General features: G+C 60.3%; 15 protein-coding genes. 3 read left to right on the top strand and 12 right to left on the bottom strand.

Features of this window, described 5'->3' with window-relative positions:
• The first annotated feature begins 29 nt into the window (after positions 1-29).
• On the top strand, positions 30-2459 hold the full coding sequence (locus AAA021_RS04565) for a hypothetical protein (protein WP_349088202.1): 2430 nt from the start codon (positions 30-32) through the stop codon (positions 2457-2459).
• Positions 2460-2897: 438 nt separating this feature from the next.
• Here AAA021_RS04565 and AAA021_RS04570 read toward each other — a convergent pair whose 3' ends face one another.
• The 11 genes from AAA021_RS04570 to AAA021_RS04620 all read right to left on the bottom strand — a co-directional run bounded on the left by AAA021_RS04570 (position 2898) and on the right by AAA021_RS04620 (position 12653).
• Positions 2898-3959 carry an SIS domain-containing protein gene (locus tag AAA021_RS04570; protein ID WP_195193108.1) on the bottom strand — a complete coding sequence of 354 codons (1062 nt, stop codon included), beginning with the start codon at positions 3957-3959 and terminating at the stop codon, positions 2898-2900.
• A 267-nt stretch (positions 3960-4226) separates the two neighbouring features.
• Positions 4227-5072 carry a sugar phosphate isomerase/epimerase family protein gene (locus AAA021_RS04575; RefSeq protein WP_006235884.1) on the bottom strand — a complete coding sequence of 282 codons (846 nt, stop codon included), beginning with the start codon at positions 5070-5072 and terminating at the stop codon, positions 4227-4229.
• Positions 5073-5183: 111 nt separating this feature from the next.
• Positions 5184-6008, bottom strand: coding sequence for a PTS system mannose/fructose/sorbose family transporter subunit IID (locus AAA021_RS04580; RefSeq protein WP_197032845.1), 825 nt, complete (start codon positions 6006-6008; stop codon positions 5184-5186).
• Positions 5998-6771, bottom strand: coding sequence for a PTS sugar transporter subunit IIC (locus AAA021_RS04585; protein ID WP_006235882.1), 774 nt, complete (start codon positions 6769-6771; stop codon positions 5998-6000). Before AAA021_RS04585 ends, AAA021_RS04580 begins: the two co-directional genes overlap by 11 nt.
• 294 nt (positions 6772-7065) lie before the next feature.
• Entirely contained in the window at positions 7066-7548 is a 483-nt protein-coding gene (locus AAA021_RS04590) for a PTS sugar transporter subunit IIB (protein WP_055252644.1), read from the bottom strand.
• A gap of 57 nt (positions 7549-7605) precedes the next feature.
• A complete protein-coding gene (locus AAA021_RS04595; RefSeq protein WP_006235880.1) occupies positions 7606-8025 on the bottom strand; it encodes a hypothetical protein in 420 nt (139 codons plus the stop codon).
• Between the two features lie 21 nt (positions 8026-8046).
• Positions 8047-9108, bottom strand: a complete 1062-nt coding sequence (locus tag AAA021_RS04600) for an SIS domain-containing protein (RefSeq protein ID WP_195193108.1) — start codon at positions 9106-9108, stop codon at positions 8047-8049.
• A gap of 275 nt (positions 9109-9383) precedes the next feature.
• Positions 9384-10097 carry a GntR family transcriptional regulator gene (locus AAA021_RS04605; RefSeq protein WP_006235877.1) on the bottom strand — a complete coding sequence of 238 codons (714 nt, stop codon included), beginning with the start codon at positions 10095-10097 and terminating at the stop codon, positions 9384-9386.
• The gene (locus AAA021_RS04610) at positions 10082-10849 is read right to left on the bottom strand and encodes a GntR family transcriptional regulator (protein WP_349088204.1); all 768 of its coding nucleotides are present in this window, start codon (positions 10847-10849) and stop codon (positions 10082-10084) included. Before AAA021_RS04610 ends, AAA021_RS04605 begins: the two co-directional genes overlap by 16 nt.
• A gap of 35 nt (positions 10850-10884) precedes the next feature.
• Positions 10885-11376: a hypothetical protein gene (locus AAA021_RS04615; RefSeq protein ID WP_117770536.1), complete on the bottom strand. Its 492-nt coding sequence runs from the start codon at positions 11374-11376 to the stop codon at positions 10885-10887.
• Between the two features lie 248 nt (positions 11377-11624).
• Positions 11625-12653 carry a LacI family DNA-binding transcriptional regulator gene (locus tag AAA021_RS04620; protein ID WP_349088206.1) on the bottom strand — a complete coding sequence of 343 codons (1029 nt, stop codon included), beginning with the start codon at positions 12651-12653 and terminating at the stop codon, positions 11625-11627.
• A 183-nt stretch (positions 12654-12836) separates the two neighbouring features.
• Here AAA021_RS04620 and murB point away from each other — a divergent pair, with 183 nt between their 5' ends.
• Positions 12837-13799, top strand: a complete 963-nt coding sequence (gene murB, locus AAA021_RS04625) for a UDP-N-acetylmuramate dehydrogenase (protein ID WP_349088208.1) — start codon at positions 12837-12839, stop codon at positions 13797-13799.
• Positions 13800-14017: 218 nt separating this feature from the next.
• Here the strand turns inward: murB and AAA021_RS04630 are convergent, their stop codons facing one another.
• Positions 14018-15223: a hypothetical protein gene (locus AAA021_RS04630; protein ID WP_349088210.1), complete on the bottom strand. Its 1206-nt coding sequence runs from the start codon at positions 15221-15223 to the stop codon at positions 14018-14020.
• A gap of 266 nt (positions 15224-15489) precedes the next feature.
• Between AAA021_RS04630 and galE the strand changes: the two genes are divergently transcribed.
• Complete coding sequence (gene galE, locus AAA021_RS04635; RefSeq protein ID WP_006235870.1) at positions 15490-16551, top strand: UDP-glucose 4-epimerase GalE; 1062 nt, start codon at positions 15490-15492, stop codon at positions 16549-16551.
• The last annotated feature ends 5 nt before the right edge of the window (positions 16552-16556 follow it).

A 16556-nucleotide genomic window follows, 5' to 3' on the forward strand; every position in this document is an offset into this window, starting at 1 on the left:
TTTACAAAGCAGTTGGAAGGAATACCGCAATGCATACCCATACCACTGATGCCGCTTCGAAAGAGCTCAAAGCCCAACGCGATCTTGTACGTCGTCCCCATAAGCGCATCGCTGCGCTCGCTCTTGCCGCCGGTCTGACCGTGGCCCTTACCGTTCCCGGTGCCGTTGTGTTCGCCGACGGCGTAGGGTCGACGAGCGCTGCCTCGGCTACGAGTGAACAGATGGCGACGGACTCCGATAACAGCACGCCGGGATATAAGAAAAACCAGGTCGTATACGTCAAAACCGATGCCGACGGCAATCGCACGGGTGTTTACGTGGTCAATAGCTTCGAGGCCAATAAGGGCGTCAAGATCGACGATGCCGGCACCTATAACAAAGTGACCAACCTATCGACGACTCAAAAACTAACGGACGACAGCGGGTCGGTTGCCGTTACGGGCCAGGGAGTGCAGGACTTTGTCTACCAGGGCGATCTGGACAAGAACACTCAGATGCCGTGGAACGTCACCGTGGCATACCAGCTCGATGGCCGCGATATCGACGCCAAGGATTTGGCGGGCAAGAGCGGCAAGCTCACCATGAAGCTCAAGGTCGAAAAGAATGACGCCTATACCGGTGGCGATTATGCCGATAACTACCTGGTTCAGATTACCGGTCAGCTTAAGGATGCCGAGGCACACGATATTGAGGCTGAGGGCGCCACGGTTGCTGCCAACGGCTCCAACACGCAGCTTACCTACATGGTGATTCCCGGCAGCACCGGAGACTACACCATTACGACCGATGTTGAGGATTTTGAGTTTGATGGCTGGCAGATTGTCGGCGTGCCGCTGAATCTTGCCATCGATGTGGACTCGAGCAGCATGGATACGAGCCAGCTCGTGGAGCTCTCCAACGGTATTGCTACGGCCAATAGCGGTGCTGGCCAGGTTGCCGACGGTGTCAAGACGCTCGCGGCCTCGCTTGCCACGGCCAATACCGGTGCCGGCACGCTGTCCAGTGGCGCCGCTGCGCTCGCGGCGGGTACGAGTCAGCTCAACGCGCAGGTCCCCACGCTGGTCGAAGGCGTGAGCAACCTTAATGCCGGTGCCGAGGGGGTTAATGCCGGTGCCGTGCAGCTTAAGGGCGGTACGTCCGATCTTTCGGCGGGCCTTTCCAAGCTGCAGGGGAGCGCACAGCAGATCTCGGGCGGCATAAGTGGAATTGCCGCTGGGTCCGATACGTACGTCGACGCGCTGACGCTGGGCAAGCAGGCTCAGGAGGCAAACCTTGCCAAGGCGCAGGCTGCGGCCAAGGCGGCCCAGGACGCCGTGACCGCTACGTCGGGCAACGCCTACAGCGCGCTGTACGGGCCGCAGGGTCTTACGGCGGCGCTCAGCGGCGAGGGGCAGTACCTTGCCGGTGCACAGCAGGCGCTCGGCGGGGCAAAGCAGGCCGCAAGCGCCATGGGCAACGATGCGGCAAAGGCTAACGCCGAGAGCGCAAAGGCTGGCGCCGAGAGCACCGTTGCATCTATTGCCGCTGCCAAGGCGGCGGTCGCCGATGCTCAGGACGCGCTGGATAACGCGGCCGATCTCGACTCCGCCAAGGCTGCGGCAGCCAAGCTAAGCGAGGCTACGGCACAGCTGGATGCCGCCACCGCAAGTGCCGGCAGTGCTGCTACCAGCGCGGGTGCCGCCGCCACGGCGGCATCGAGCGCCGATGCGACGGGTCTTACCGCGCTTCTCGATTCTGCATCCAATGCCGTTGCGGGCGCGCAGGGTCTTAACACGCAGGTGTCGCAGGGCCTTAAGGGTGCCGAGTCCATGTTTGGCACGCTTACCGATCAGGTTACGACTTTGGCCCAGGCGGCCGGCGCCCAGGGCGGCGCCCAGGGTGCCGTCACCGCGCTCGATAGCGCCATTCAGGGCTACACCACTGTCCAGGATGGCCAACAGCTGAGCCTGGCCGGAGCCATCGCCTATATGAACAGCGCGATCAACCCGGCAAACCCCACGGCCGTGAACCCCGGTCTTGTCGCCGGTGTTGGCTCTGCAGCAACGGGCGCGGGTCAGCTGAGCGATGGCGCCGCGGCTCTTGCCGCGGGCACCGACCAGCTTGCTGCGGGCACACAGCAGCTCAACGGTGCCACGCCCGCGCTTGCCAACGGCGCATCACAGCTCAACAACGGTGCGGCGCAGCTCAAGACAGGTGCTGCTAGCCTTGCTAGCGGCATGAATCTTCTCTCCTCGGGTGCAGGTACGCTTGCCAGCGGCGCATCCGAGCTCGGCAACGGCATGCAGGAGCTTACCGACCGAACGAGCAATCTCGATACTCAGGTCATCGACACCGTTAAGGACAAGATCGAGGAAATGCTCAACCCCGGCTTTACGCCGACGGACTTTGTCAACGGCGAGCAGGGCGGACATATAAATCGCGTGCAGTTTATCTATATGACGGGCGCGATCAGCAAGTAGGCAGCCGCGCCCTTGTGGCGATTGGCATCGATAGCAAGTTATGAGGGGAGGGCCGTCGGGCATTGTCTCGGCAGCCCCTCTTTGCTGTCAGCGGCCACTTCGCGTCTTTGCAGAAGCTGTACCGCAAGATTTGTGTTTGGAAGGAGACGCGCTTTCTGCAAGGGGCGGAGCGCGGAAAGCATGTCCCGGATTTGATGCTCGGAACGGGATGAGTTTTCCGGATCGGACCCCAAGCGGAAAGCGCGTCCCGTTTCGGGGCTTCAGAATGGGACGCATCCGGAAACCGCATCCCACTCTGAGCCGAAATTCCGGGATGAGATTTCCGCCGAGGACACCCTGCGCCGACGGCAACGCAAAAAGGGCGCCCGCGCGAATGCGGACGCCCTTGTGTAGGGTCGAGATATCAACCAGCCAAGATATCGGCCCTGCGGCCAGCTCTTAGTAGTCGAACTGGTGGTAGTAGCGGCGGTACTTGAGGTTGTGCTTGGTGACCAGCTCGTAGTTGCGCGCGAGGCGGTCGGTGGTCAGCACGGACAGGATCCAGGGGGACACGATGACGCGGAAGTCGTCGTCCAGGCCCGGGATCGCGTACTCGGCGGTGTCGATGATGACGTAGTCCTCGTCGCCGGTCACGCCGCTGGTGAGGAAGGCGCGGACGCGCTCGTCGAGGGCGCGGCACTCGTCCTCTCCCATGAACAGGAACACCGGGACGCCGGGCTCGAGCAGCTCGAGCGTGCCGTGGAAGAAGTCGTGCGAGGTGATGTGGCGGATACGCTTCCACTGCATCTCCTCGAGCAGGCACATGGAGTACAGGATGGTCTCGCCCCACAGCGCGCCCGAGCCGATGAACATGGTGTAGTCGGCCAGCGCGTACTTCCTGGCGAGCTCCTCGGCGCGCGGCTCGAAGCGTTTGCGGATGTCGAGCATGTCCTTCCAGACGTCCTTCGTCTGCTCGATGAACAGGTCGAACTTGGGGAAGCAGCCGCGGCGGTTGAGCAGGCGCAGGCCGAAGCAGTCGGCGAGGTAGTAGCCCTTCTCGCAGCCGCCGGCGCCGTGGTCGGAGGCCATCATGACGCAGTTCTCGGCGCCCACGGCCTGCCCGATCTTGCCCTCGGGGTTGGTCATGGCGAAGACGCGCACGCCCATCTCCCTCATCTTGCCGACGGCCTCGAGCACCTCGGGGGTGGTGCCGGACTCGGAGGCGGTCAGCACGACGGACCTGTCGGTCATGCGCTTGTGGCCCATGACGTTCCACTCGGCGGCGTGGATCAGGTAGACCTCGAGGTCGCGGTCGCCGAACTTGTTCATGAGGTACTCGAGCTGCATGAACTCGTCCCAGGTGCCGCCGACGCCCATCAGGAAGACGGCGTCGTAGCCCTCCTCGTGCACGCGGTCGGCCAGGGCGGTCATCCGCTTGCCGGCCTCGTAGACGTTCCTGCCGTCCTCGAGGTAGCCCTCCTGGTCGAAGTGCATGATCTCGATCTTCTCGGTCTCCTTCATGTGTGTCCTCCCATCACATGTGCGCAATTCTATACATCGCGCTTCTTGCTGATACCAATTATAGCCATACGATTGCTTGTTATTTAATACCAATCCAAACTCACGGAGATTTGCGGCGAACGGTCGGTTTCCTCGCCCGAGTGGTATTACAACGCCAATAGTTGTCTATTTCGAGCGCTACTGCCAACGGGTTCCCCACAACTCGCCAGCTATAAAAGCGTTGCGCCAGACCCGCCCAAGCGTTTCCGGCGCAACCGCGCAGTTTAGTTATTCGGCTTCCATCTCCGCTGTCACACGGCGATACATCTCGATAACCTGAGTCGTCGCCTTGGACGGATCCTGATAGTAGCGGCCATCACACGTCTCGGCCGAGACATAGCCCGTATAGCCGTGGCGCATGAGTGCCTCGAGGTCGGCACGCATATCACGCTCGCCGTCGCCCCAGGCAAGATGCGTCGTGCCGCCGCCCACATCTACAAAGTGGGTGTGAACGATCTTGTCGCCCAAAACCTCAAAGTAGCCGTCGATCGTGTCGCCGGCAACTTCCATGGCGCCAAAGTCGATACAGGCCTTCAGGTTGGGACGATCGACCGCCTCGAGGATGCGCGCGACATCCTGTGCGGTGTTGACCAACACGGACTCCGACGGCTGCAGGGCCTCGAGCGCGACGCGAATACCGCGCGTATCGGCGTAGGCGCACACCGAGCGCAGCATGGCAACGCTGCGGGCCCAGGCGTCCTCAGCCGGCTCGTCCAGATAGGCCCAACCACTCGTCACCAGAATCTGCGGCACGCCCAACTCAACGGCAACGTCGATCACATTCTTAAAGTACGAGAGGATGCGTTTTTGGCCCGCCTCACCGCGCACCGCGACGTTCCACGGCTTGGGGTTGTTCTGCTCGGGGCACACGCACACGATCTTGATACCGTATTGGGCGGCAAGATCGCGAATCTTATCCACCGAATCGTGCTCATGGCAATCCACATACAGGTGCATCGAGCCGGTCCACAGCTCGATATTGCGATAGCCGGCCTCACCTGCAGCCTTAAAAAACGTCTCGATGCTGTAGTAACGATGGTTGATGTTCATGAGCGAAAGCTCGGGTACGACCATAGCCCTCCCCTTTCGTACGGAGTTTTAAAAAACAGGGGGCCGCCGCAGATGCGACAAGCCCCCAAAGATCGACGCAACCGTTAGACGCGATGGAAGCGCGATTCGAACATATTAGGCAAGCACGCCAAAGTAAGCGCCGATGATGCCCACGACCATGGTGCAGAGGATCAGGACCATCGGGTTGATCTTCTTGGAGAGCAGCCAGTAGTAGAGCCAGAAGGCGGCCATACCGAGCATACCGGGCATGATGCCGTCCAGGATGTCCTGGAGAGTCTGGGCGGAGTCGCCCTGACCAATGGCGATGGGCAACGAAGCCCAGAACATGTCCTTGCTCATGGCGCCGACGACCATGACGCCGACAATGCCGACGCAGGCCATGATCTTTTGCATCAGGCCGGTCTTCTGAGCCTCGTCGAGGAAGCCAATGCCTAGCTCATAACCCTTAATAGCGCCAAAGATACGAATCAGGAACGCCGGGATGTTGTAGACGAGCAGGAAGGCGATGGGGCCAAAGACGTTGCCGGCCTGGCACAGGCTGATGCCCACGGCAGCGGCGACGACGCGCAGGGTGGACAGGAAGAAGGAGTCACCCAGGCCGGAAAGCGGACCCATGAGGGCGGCCTTGATGTCGTTGACGCTCTCGGGCTCAACCTCGCCACGAGCGACCTTTTCTTCCATGGCCATCGCGATGCCACCCACGAAGGGAGCGAGCTGCGGGGTGATGTTGAAGAATGCGCTGTGACGGTGCAAGGCCTCGGCGTAATCATCGGGACGGCCGGCATAGATCTTCTTGAGCATGTTGGCGACCATCAGGCAGAAGGCAATGTTCATCTGCTTGTAGTAGGTCCAGGAGAATTCCATGCCCAGGGCGCCGGTGTTCACGGCGCTCTTAATGAGGTCGGAGCGAGTAATCTGGTTCTCGGAATTAGAAGTCATCGTCCTCATCCCCTTCCACAGAAAGCTGGGACTGGGCGCCACCAAGGCCCAGCAGGTCGTACTTGTCGATGCCGATGATGATTGCGATCAGGGCGACGCCGAGGACGGGCACGTTGGCATAGGAGCACAGCAGGAAGCCCAGGAAGTAGAACGGCACGAGCTGCTTGGTAAGCACCAGACGGCCGAGCATGGCGAAGCCCATGGCAGGCAGGATGTTGGCTGCGACGCCAAAGCCATCGAGGACGAACGTCGGGATGAAGTCGAGCAGGCCCTGAACGGCGTCGGCACCCAGATAGAAGGAGACCGAGCACAGGATAAAGGCCAGGACGACAATCACGAGACCGATAATCCAGTGCATAGCGTAGATACCCTTGAGGTTACCCTTGCTGGCGAAGACGTCGGCACGGTCGACCAGAAGGGGCATACCGGCGTTGACGACGTTCTTAATGGCCAGGCACAGAGTGGCGATGGGCATCGCGAGCGCGATAGCGGCCTCGGTGCTCTGACCCAGCTGAATAGCGAAGGCGCAGGCGAGCACACCGCCAATACACTCATCGGGCGGCACGTAAGCGCCGATGGAGATTGAACCCATGAAGAGCAACTCGAGGCTCGCACCGATGGCGAGGCCGGACTGCAGGTCCCCGAGGACTATGCCGACGAGCGGGCACAGAACGATCGGGCGGAACGCATAGAGCGTACCGAGCTGATAATCGAGCTTACCGAAGGCAGCGATAAGTCCGATGAGGATCGCTTGAACAAGCATTGTTCCTCCCTTTGATCCCTCTTGGATCCGCGCGGCGATTCCCGACTTGTCAGCGCGCCCTTTTCCATGCCGACAATCGCCTAGACAGATCCAGCTTGTACCGGTGTGCTGTTAACACCTAAACCGGTGCAAATGATTTGATACCAATTATATAGTCATGAGAAAACTATTTAATACCAATCGCTCAACGGGCGTGTACTCCCGGTGAACGGTAGATGGGGGTAACGGGTAAAGCGTTTATCCGGTACGCCCACGAATAGGGGCGGCGCCGTGCGCGCCGCCCGTGGTTCTCAATTAGAGGGCGCTTAGGGCATCGACCTTGGGGTCGTCGGCCAGAGCGCGAATCTCGACCTCGACACCGCGGCCGACGAGCTCGCGAATGTCCTCTTCCTCGGCAGCAGTCACAAAGATCTGGCGGGAGATCTTACGGGCATCGGGACGCTGCTCGTCCTTGGACTTGGTGTTGCCCAGGTTGATGGAGGTGATCTGCGGGCAGCCGTCGACAAGCTGCTTGGCCTCGGCGATGCTGGCGACGCAGATGATCATCTTGTACTTATCGGTAACACCGGAGTTGATGGCCTCGATGGCGTGCTCCATGTCCTTAATGACGAGCTTGACGTTGGCCGGCTTTCCCATCTTGAGCGTAGTCTTCCAGACGGGATCGTTGGCAACCTTGTCGCCAACGCAGAAGATGCAGTCGGAGCCCAAGCCCTGGACCCAAGAGACGGCCACCTGGCCATGAAGCAGACGATGGTCGACGCGAAGCAGTTGAATCATGATTGACCCCCAAAGGTCTCATGCCGGAAACCCGGCCCCATTAATAGCAGGCGGTGACTAGAACTCTTCCTCGTCATCCGCATCGGTCAGCAGGTCGTTGACAAACTTGACGCGCGTATCGTCAGCCGCGAGGATCTCGCGGATAACCTGATCGGCGGGAGCCTCCTGGTCCGAAAAGAGCAGCTGGATCAGCAGCGGCAGATTCATGTTGGCAACCAGGTAGGTGTTGGGGCGCGTCTGGACGATCTTGGTGAACTCGTTGTTGACGCTGCCGCCAAACAGGTCGGTGCACACGATTACGTCGTCGGCGGGGTCGAAGGTCGCCAGGAGCTTGGCGGCCTCCTCGGCGACGTCGGTGCGGCCGTCGACAAACATCGACAGGTCGTGGACGTTATCGCGCGCGCCCGAGAGCAGCTCGGTGCTCTCTTTGATGCCTGTCGCAAAATGCGCGTGGCTGGCAAAGATGTATTGCCTCATTGCGGTTTCCCCCAAATGAAATTAGTAGTCGAACTGGTGGTAGTAGCGGCGGTACTTGAGGTTGTGCTTGGTGACCAGCTCGTAGTTGCGCGCGAGGCGGTCGGTGGTCAGCACGGACAGGATCCAGGGGGACACGATGACGCGGAAGTCGTCGTCCAGGCCCGGGATCGCGTACTCGGCGGTGTCGATGATGACGTAGTCCTCGTCGCCGGTCACGCCGCTGGTGAGGAAGGCGCGGACGCGCTCGTCGAGGGCGCGGCACTCGTCCTCTCCCATGAACAGGAACACCGGGACGCCGGGCTCGAGCAGCTCGAGCGTGCCGTGGAAGAAGTCGTGCGAGGTGATGTGGCGGATACGCTTCCACTGCATCTCCTCGAGCAGGCACATGGAGTACAGGATGGTCTCGCCCCACAGCGCGCCCGAGCCGATGAACATGGTGTAGTCGGCCAGCGCGTACTTCCTGGCGAGCTCCTCGGCGCGCGGCTCGAAGCGCTTGCGGATGTCGAGCATGTCCTTCCAGACGTCCTTCGTCTGCTCGATGAACAGGTCGAACTTGGGGAAGCAGCCGCGGCGGTTGAGCAGGCGCAGGCCGAAGCAGTCGGCGAGGTAGTAGCCCTTCTCGCAGCCGCCGGCGCCGTGGTCGGAGGCCATCATGACGCAGTTCTCGGCGCCCACGGCCTGCCCGATCTTGCCCTCGGGGTTGGTCATGGCGAAGACGCGCACGCCCATCTCCCTCATCTTGCCGACGGCCTCGAGCACCTCGGGGGTGGTGCCGGACTCGGAGGCGGTCAGCACGACGGACCTGTCGGTCATGCGCTTGTGGCCCATGACGTTCCACTCGGCGGCGTGGATCAGGTAGACCTCGAGGTCGCGGTCGCCGAACTTGTTCATGAGGTACTCGAGCTGCATGAACTCGTCCCAGGTGCCGCCGACGCCCATCAGGAAGACGGCGTCGTAGCCCTCCTCGTGCACGCGGTCGGCCAGGGCGGTCATCCGCTTGCCGGCCTCGTAGACGTTCCTGCCGTCCTCGAGGTAGCCCTCCTGGTCGAAGTGCATGATCTCGATCTTCTCGGTCTCCTTCATTCCCGCTCCTTTCACGAGCAGTTTGAATTGTCGCACGGAATGGACAGGCTTGCCGCCCCGTCTCGCCGCTTAACCTTGTGGACATCTTGGCCCCAAGCTCAACAATTCAAAGGTTCTTAATACCAGTAAACGATTACAGGTTAGCCGTTTTTAATACCGATTTTATGATTTCATCCTCCCCTCTCGGTAGACGGTCAGTTTTTGCCGCTCATCGGTCAAGCGACATATATCCGTAAAAACGAGCGCCCCCGCCATGCGCAGGGACGCTCTAGACGCTAATAGTTGTAGGTATATCCGCCGGCGTCGCCGCGGGTAAAAGACTTGGCATGCTCGATTGCCTGCCCACTCGAGTCATAGGTCAGGCCTTCCAGCACGAGCGCCAGATCGCCCGGCTCAAGATTGAGCAAACTCGCATCGCGTGCGCCCAGCGCCTCGATATCGAGTTTCTCTACCGACTGATCTGGCTTGCGTCCCAACATATCGTAGGTCTCGAACAGGCTGAAGACCGAAATGTCCACGTCTTCGATGCCCGGAAACAGCAGGCACGGAATCAGTGTCATCTCGATCGATACGGGCTCACCATCGATGCAGTTGAGGCGGCGCACCGAGTAAAGCAGATCGTCCTCGGCGATGCCAAACAAGTCGGCATAATACGGGCCGGCGTAGCGTTTGGAGCGCGCCAGGATGCGCACCGACGGCGTCGCGCCCGATGCCAAAACCGACTGGCGGAAGCCGCCCTTGCGTTCGTGCTCGTCAAACCACTTGTGTCCCACAAAGGCGCCTTTGCCCTGCACGCGACGAATCTGGCCACTTTTGACCAGCTCGTCCATGGCGCTTCGGATTGTCAGGCGTGTCGTGCCAAACTCCTCGGCCAGCTCGTTTTCGGACGGAATCATCGAGCCCGTCGGGTAGTCGCCGCGCTCGATTCGCTCCGCAATGCAGCGGCGAATTTGTTTGTAAACCGGCAAGTCTTCTACTGCATCAGCCATTCGACACCCACCTTCGTCGCAACGCCGTCTGCCTCGCCGTTATCGGCAAAACGATACTTGGTCGGCAGAATCACGGACTTGCAATACTCGACAAAGCCATCGGTCTCGTCGCGCTCGTGCGAAGCCTTGTAAAACACCGGCGTGCCCTCCTGAGCATTCAGCAACTTGGCCTCGTCGGCGTTCAGACGGCTGATGGAAATATGCTCCTTGCCGTGCGTCACATGGACATTCCCCTCCTTGAGCAAAACGTCGTAGAGGCTTTCCTGCTCAAAATCGTGATCGGGAAGCGAGGGGCACAAAGACAGATTGACGTAAGCCGTCTCGATCGATGCCGGGGAACCGTTGACCACACGCACGCGCCGAATGCAGAAGAGCGGCATGCCCAGGTCGATCTGGGCTTTTTGGGCAAGATCGATATCGGCATACACGACCTTGGACCAAACCAGGCGCGCGGTCGACTTTGAGCCAACCCTCTCCACCGCCTGCGTATAGTTCCATGTTTCCTGAAAGATGTTCAGCGGTTTGGGAGGACACACATAGGTGCCCGAACCGCGGCGGCTTTCCAAAGTTCCGCACGAAATAAGGCACGTGATCGCAGCACGCAACGCCGTGCGCGACACGCCCAGCTCTTCACAGAGCACACGCTCGGCGGGCAGCCGGTCGCCACTCTGCAGGTCATAATGTTTGATATACCAAAGAATGCCCTCAAAGGCGCGGTCTTTGGGCGGAATCGCATATGGTTCACTCGACATGGGCAAGGCTCCTCAACTGCTTGATGCTGCAGGAATCATTGCTCCGGACGCCTCATGGCGTCGAAGGCTTCTTTGATCTGCTCCGCAACGTTCCGATACGACCGATATAGGCCGGAGTCTCGCTTGACTTCGCCCGCGGTCACCGGAATCTCAAGCTTCGAAATCTCATCCTTGCCGGTTTGCACGACAACGATGACACCCATACCAAGGCACATATTACGCTTGGCAGCGTTGTTTTTGGTAGCCTGAGCTGGATTAATCAAAATCTGCTGAGCCAGTTCGCGTTTGCTGAGCTCCGGCACATCCTCGGGATTTCCGGTCTCGGCAATCTCGCACTGCAGCACATCCGCATAGTCAAAAATCTTCGGCTCGCCGCCGCGCTGATGCACGGCCCACTTGCGGCGCGTGGCATCCTGGTAGATAGCCGGCAAAAACGTAAACCGCGGTGGGTCCAAAATCGTATCCGTGATGGTAAACACATCGGGATCAAAGGCATCCTGCGGGTTTTTCTTCTTGAACAGCCCCATATCACCCTCCCGTACTAGCATTAAACAACTCAAGCTGAATATAGCACCAATTTCAAGCCGCCACTTTACCGTATCGGTACGCGGCGTCTATGGCTCGCCCAGCGGAAGAGTTTACGGACGAGGGCCGGGGTGCCTGCCTTGTTTTGAGAAGTTCGCGGAGCCCACTTTTCAAAACAAGGCAGGCACCCCGGCCCCGCCGGCAAATAGCGGACACTCCGCATGCAATCTATGCAAACAAACAAGTACGCTTAGCTACATTCGGTAAGCTCGAGCACGCTGCCCTTAACGATAAGCGCCGGCTCCAGGACGACCTCTTCGGCACGCCTGCCGCCCCTACCGGCAAGACGCTTGGACATGCAGCCAAAAGCATGCTCCGCAAGGACACCAGGATCCTGCTCAATCGCGGTCAGCGCCGGCTCAAAGAGAACGTCGGCCGCCGAGTTGTCATAGCTCACCACCGAGATATCGCCCGGGATGCTCTTCCCCATCTCGTGCAAGCGCTTGAGCAGACCGAGGGCGATGTTATCCGAACTTGCGAACACAGCGGTGGCATCAGTTGCGAGCACCGCCTCCGAGGCCTCATAGGCACTCGGAATGTAGTACTCGCTCTCAAACTCCAAACGTGCGTCGATAGGCAGGCCAACCTCGCGCAGCGCGCGCTCATAGCCGGCAAGTCGCTTACGCCCCGTATTGGAACGGCGCGCGTTAACCAAGCAGGCAATGCGACGGTGGCCCTGCTCGATCAGATAGCGAGTGACCATGTAGCCACCCATCTCGTGGTCGAACATCACCTTGTCGCACTCGAGCCCCTCAATGGCACGGTCGACCATCACGGCAGGGATAGGCAGATGGCTGACTTCTTCGCGCAGGGCGCGGTCGTCGGAGAACTCGTCGCCTACGACCAGGAAGACGCCATCAACGCCGCGCGTCACCAGCTGGCGCAGCAGCTCCAGATCGTCATCGGCGCTTCCGCCCGAGCTGGTAATGAAGAGCGCATAGCCGTCCTCGCGGCAGCGCTTTTCCAGGCTACCGGCGAGCGAGGCAAAAAAGCGGCTCTCGATGTTAGGGACGATAAGGCCCAGGGTGCGCGACTCGCGCATGACCAGGCTGCGCGCGATCTGGTTGGGAACATAGTGGTTGCGCGCCGCGACCTCTTTGATGAGCTTGCGGTTTTCTTCCGAGATGCGACAGGGCCGATTATTGAGCACAAGCGAGACCGACGAGGGGGAAAGCCCCACCTCCTGGGCGATCTGCTTGAGGGTGACTTTGTTGGCCATCTCGCTCCTTCCGGGTTTACGCGCAATCTCTTGAAAGTATAGCGACTACCCCTCTACCTCGGTGATAAACACTTTACCAATCCGGTAGACGGCTGTTTTATCGCCGCCAGCGCACCAAATCCGTCCGGGTGGGGTATATTGCAATCGATTGATGACAACGACCACCAAAAGGCGGATATTCGTATGCACGAGAACGACTTTTTTAACGAGGACCTGCTGTGCGCGCTTGCTGGCGTTGCCGGCGAGGACAACGTACTGATGAGCGAGCCCATGCGCGAGCACACCACGTTTAAGATCGGCGGCCCGGCCGACGTCTTTGTCACGCCCGATACCGAGCAGGGCCTCGTCGCCACGCTCGATACCTGCTATCGCTGCGATCTGCCCCTCACCATCGTGGGCAACGGCTCCGACCTACTCGTCGGCGACAAGGGCATCCGCGGCGTCGTCGTGGCGCTGGGCGAAGGCCTCTCCGACATTACGATCGACGGCACGCACGTCACGGCGGCAGCCGGCGCGCTGCTTTCCGATGTCGCAGCCGCGGCAGCCGAGGCCGGTCTCACCGGCATGGAGCCCATCTCGGGCATCCCCGGATCGGTCGGCGGCGCCTGCTACATGAACGCCGGTGCCTACGGTGCCTGCATGGCCGATGTGCTGGAGTCCGTGCGCGTCTACAAACCCGCTCGCCAGCTCGACGACGGCACCCGCGGCAGCGGCAATATCATCGAGTTCGATGTCGACGAGCTCAACCTGGGTTATCGAAAGAGCCGCATCGCCGATGACGGCTTTATCGTGCTTTCGGCCACCTTCAATCTCGCCCCGGGCAACGCCGCGATGATCAAGGCCGACATGGACGACTACCGCCAGCGCCGCGAGGACAAGCAGCCGCTCGACATGCCGAGCGCCGGCTCCACTTTCAAGCGCCCCGAGGGTTACTTTGCCGGCAAACTCATCATGGATGCCGGCCTGCGAGGACACGCCGTTGGCGGCGCGCAGGTGAGCGAGAAGCACTGCGGCTTCATCGTCAACGCCGACCACGCCACCGCCGCCGATGTCGACGAACTCATCCGCCACATCCAGGCAACCGTCAAAGACCAATTCAACGTAGACCTAGAACCCGAAGTCCACCGAGTCGGCGAATTCCTTTAACAAAGAAGGCCCCGAAAGGGGCCTTCACCATATTTATTCAGATAACCCAGTCCGGTGTGTCGCGCTCAGGACCCGAGAGGGCCGGGACAGTCCGAGAGGCATAAGGTTGATCGCGAGTTCCGCACGAGCCGGAGAGCACTTAATGTGCTCTCCGTGCGAGCAGGACTGCCCGAGCAGGCAACCTTATGCCTCTCGGACTGTCCCGGACCAAACCGCCGTTACGACAGTGCAATACCGCCAAGCCAGCCCCAGCGCACGCCAGAGCCAGTACCATAAAAGCTAATGAACGAATCGAGCGACTTCGATGTAATGGCACCCTCGTTGCTCATAACGATGCCGCCGCCAACGTAGATACCCACATGACCGTAGATAAGGCCCGGAGCACCCGTGCCGCTGTGCGAGGAATCGGCCACGATCATGCCCACCTGCAGCGCCGAGCGGTCGGAGGTATAGCACCATGCGTTAAACATATCGCACGCGTTACCGCCAAAGTAGCCAACGCCAGCGTTACGGAAGACATTGGTAACCCACGCCGCGCACCAGTTCTGACCCGGCGAAGGCGTGGAGTAGCACGCGTTGACGACAGCCTGCTGCTTGCCCGAGCCGGCATTCTGCTGCGGAGTTCCGGGCGCATACGATCCACCACCCGAACTCGAACCACCCGAGTAGGAATTGTTCTTGTTCGCGGCGGCAGCGGCAGCGGCGGCCTTCCTGGCAGCCTCCTCAGCCTGGGCGGCAGCGAGGATCTCGGAATCGCGCTGAGCCATGAGCTCCTTGACGTCGTCGGAAAGACCGTTCAGCACGGTCTGGACTTCTTGCTGCTTGGCCTGCATATCCTGCATCTGAGCCGTCTGCTGGTCCTTGAGCTTCTCTAAGTCGGCTTTCTGCGACTCAAGCTCGGTCTTTTGCGCATCGAGCTCTTCCTGGATGGTCTGAATGTCCTCGATGGCGTCGCGGTCGCTCTTGTTGATCTTCTCAACATAGTGCGCATTAGCGACGAGTTCCTCAAACGAGCCAGAGGCCAGCAGCAGCGACAGGATGTTCGTGCCGCCGGACTTGTAGCTGGCGGCCACGCGATCGGAAAGGTCATTGCGCTTCTTCTTGAGCTCGGCCTTCTTTTCATCGATCTGGGCCTGCGTGTCGTCAATCTTGCCCTGGACATTCTCGATGTCGTTGAGGGTCTGGGCATTCTTGTTGGCCAGCGCCGCATACTCATTTGCGATGCTGTCGAGCTGGGCCTGAACCTCGTCGAGCTGGGCCTGGGCGGCATTCAGTTTATCGGTGGTTTCTTTGGAAGCCTCCGCCGCATGGGCGCGAGCGGGCAGGCCAAAAAGAACTGCCGCAGAAGCGGCGCCGAACAGGGCCTTGAGGGCAGTGCGGCGCGAGAGCTCCTGGGAAAGGATAGAATCGCTGTTTGGTGACATATGTACTCCGTTACATGCTTATTTATATGTCGCTCAACTCATACATATTAGCGTACATATGGCGCGTCCCAACGATTTCCACGAACGGCAGGAAACTACAAGGTCAGCGGCTCGTAAGCAAATGTCAAAGATCAGGTTATGCGTACGCAAGCTCTTCTATGAGTACGTTAGCACAATCCTCTGCTTTTCCTACAGCGCACGATTTGGGCGTCCCTGCCTGCGCTATACTCCCCTGAAGAAGTGTTCCTGATTCGATAGGAGACTACATGTCCAAAGCACTCGACCCCAAAGACACCTGTGTCCTCGTTACCGGTGGCGCCGGCTTTATCGGCTCGCACACCGTCGTTCAGCTGCTCGAGGGTGGCTACCAGGTCGTCATCGTCGATGATCTCTCCAACTCCAGCGCCGTCGCCGTCGACCGCGTCAAGACCATCGTGGGCGACGAGGCCGCCAAGAACCTCACCTTCTACGAGGCCAACGTGCTCGACCGCGATGCGATGAACAAGATCTTCGATACCCATCAGATCGACCGCGTCATCCACTTTGCCGGCTTTAAGGCCGTCGGCGAGTCGGTGAGCAAGCCCGTCGAGTACTATCACAACAACATCGAGAACACCCTGGTGCTCATCGACGTCATGCGCAACCATGGCTGCAAGTCCATCATCTTCTCGAGCTCCTCGACCGTCTACGGCGACCCGGACAACCCGCCCGTCACCGAGGAGGATCCTAAGAAGCCCGCGACCAACCCCTATGGTTGGACCAAGTGGATGATCGAGCAAATCCTCATGGACGTCCACACCGCCGACCCCGAGTGGGACGTCGTGCTGCTCCGTTACTTCAACCCCATCGGCGCTCATCCGTCGGGCCTGATCGGCGAGGACCCCAAGGGCATCCCCAACAACCTGGTGCCCTATGTCGCCCAGGTTGCCGTGGGCAAGCTCGAGGCCGTTCAGGTCTTTGGCAACGACTACCCCACCCCCGACGGCACCGGCGTGCGCGACTACATCCACGTGTGCGATCTGGCCTCTGGTCACGTTGCTGCCCTTAACTGGATGAACGGCAAGACCGGCGTCGAGATCTTTAACCTGGGCACCGGCACCGGCACCTCGGTACTCGAGGTCGTCGCCGCCTTCTCCAAGGCTTGTGGCAAGGAGCTGCCCTACGTGATCCGCGAGCGCCGCGCCGGCGACATCGCCGCCAACTGGTGCGATGCCTCCAAGGCCGAGCGCATGATGGGTTGGAAGGCCCAGTACGATATCGCGGACATGTGCCGCGATAGCTGGAACTGGCAGAGCCACAACCCCAACGGCTTCGCCGACGCCGAGTAGCAAAA

The sequence above is a fragment of the Collinsella sp. CLA-JM-H32 genome (assembly GCF_040098165.1).
Lineage (GTDB): Bacteria > Actinomycetota > Coriobacteriia > Coriobacteriales > Coriobacteriaceae > Collinsella.

What these genes read in the sequence shown, in the direction of transcription:
- AAA021_RS04630 (WP_349088210.1), bottom strand. Translation starts at nt 15,223, where the DNA reads ATGTCACCAAACAGCGATTCTATCCTTTCCCAGGAGCTCTCGCGCCGC.
- AAA021_RS04620 (WP_349088206.1), bottom strand. Translation starts at nt 12,653, where the DNA reads ATGGCCAACAAAGTCACCCTCAAGCAGATCGCCCAGGAGGTGGGGCTT.
- AAA021_RS04610 (WP_349088204.1), bottom strand. Translation starts at nt 10,849, where the DNA reads ATGTCGAGTGAACCATATGCGATTCCGCCCAAAGACCGCGCCTTTGAG.
- AAA021_RS04595 (WP_006235880.1), bottom strand. Translation starts at nt 8,025, where the DNA reads ATGAGGCAATACATCTTTGCCAGCCACGCGCATTTTGCGACAGGCATC.
- murB (WP_349088208.1), top strand. Translation starts at nt 12,837, where the DNA reads ATGCACGAGAACGACTTTTTTAACGAGGACCTGCTGTGCGCGCTTGCT.
- AAA021_RS04580 (WP_197032845.1), bottom strand. Translation starts at nt 6,008, where the DNA reads ATGACTTCTAATTCCGAGAACCAGATTACTCGCTCCGACCTCATTAAG.
- AAA021_RS04600 (WP_195193108.1), bottom strand. Translation starts at nt 9,108, where the DNA reads ATGAAGGAGACCGAGAAGATCGAGATCATGCACTTCGACCAGGAGGGC.
- AAA021_RS04570 (WP_195193108.1), bottom strand. Translation starts at nt 3,959, where the DNA reads ATGAAGGAGACCGAGAAGATCGAGATCATGCACTTCGACCAGGAGGGC.
- AAA021_RS04585 (WP_006235882.1), bottom strand. Translation starts at nt 6,771, where the DNA reads ATGCTTGTTCAAGCGATCCTCATCGGACTTATCGCTGCCTTCGGTAAG.
- AAA021_RS04565 (WP_349088202.1), top strand. Translation starts at nt 30, where the DNA reads ATGCATACCCATACCACTGATGCCGCTTCGAAAGAGCTCAAAGCCCAA.
- AAA021_RS04575 (WP_006235884.1), bottom strand. Translation starts at nt 5,072, where the DNA reads ATGGTCGTACCCGAGCTTTCGCTCATGAACATCAACCATCGTTACTAC.
- AAA021_RS04615 (WP_117770536.1), bottom strand. Translation starts at nt 11,376, where the DNA reads ATGGGGCTGTTCAAGAAGAAAAACCCGCAGGATGCCTTTGATCCCGAT.
- galE (WP_006235870.1), top strand. Translation starts at nt 15,490, where the DNA reads ATGTCCAAAGCACTCGACCCCAAAGACACCTGTGTCCTCGTTACCGGT.
- AAA021_RS04605 (WP_006235877.1), bottom strand. Translation starts at nt 10,097, where the DNA reads ATGGCTGATGCAGTAGAAGACTTGCCGGTTTACAAACAAATTCGCCGC.
- AAA021_RS04590 (WP_055252644.1), bottom strand. Translation starts at nt 7,548, where the DNA reads ATGATTCAACTGCTTCGCGTCGACCATCGTCTGCTTCATGGCCAGGTG.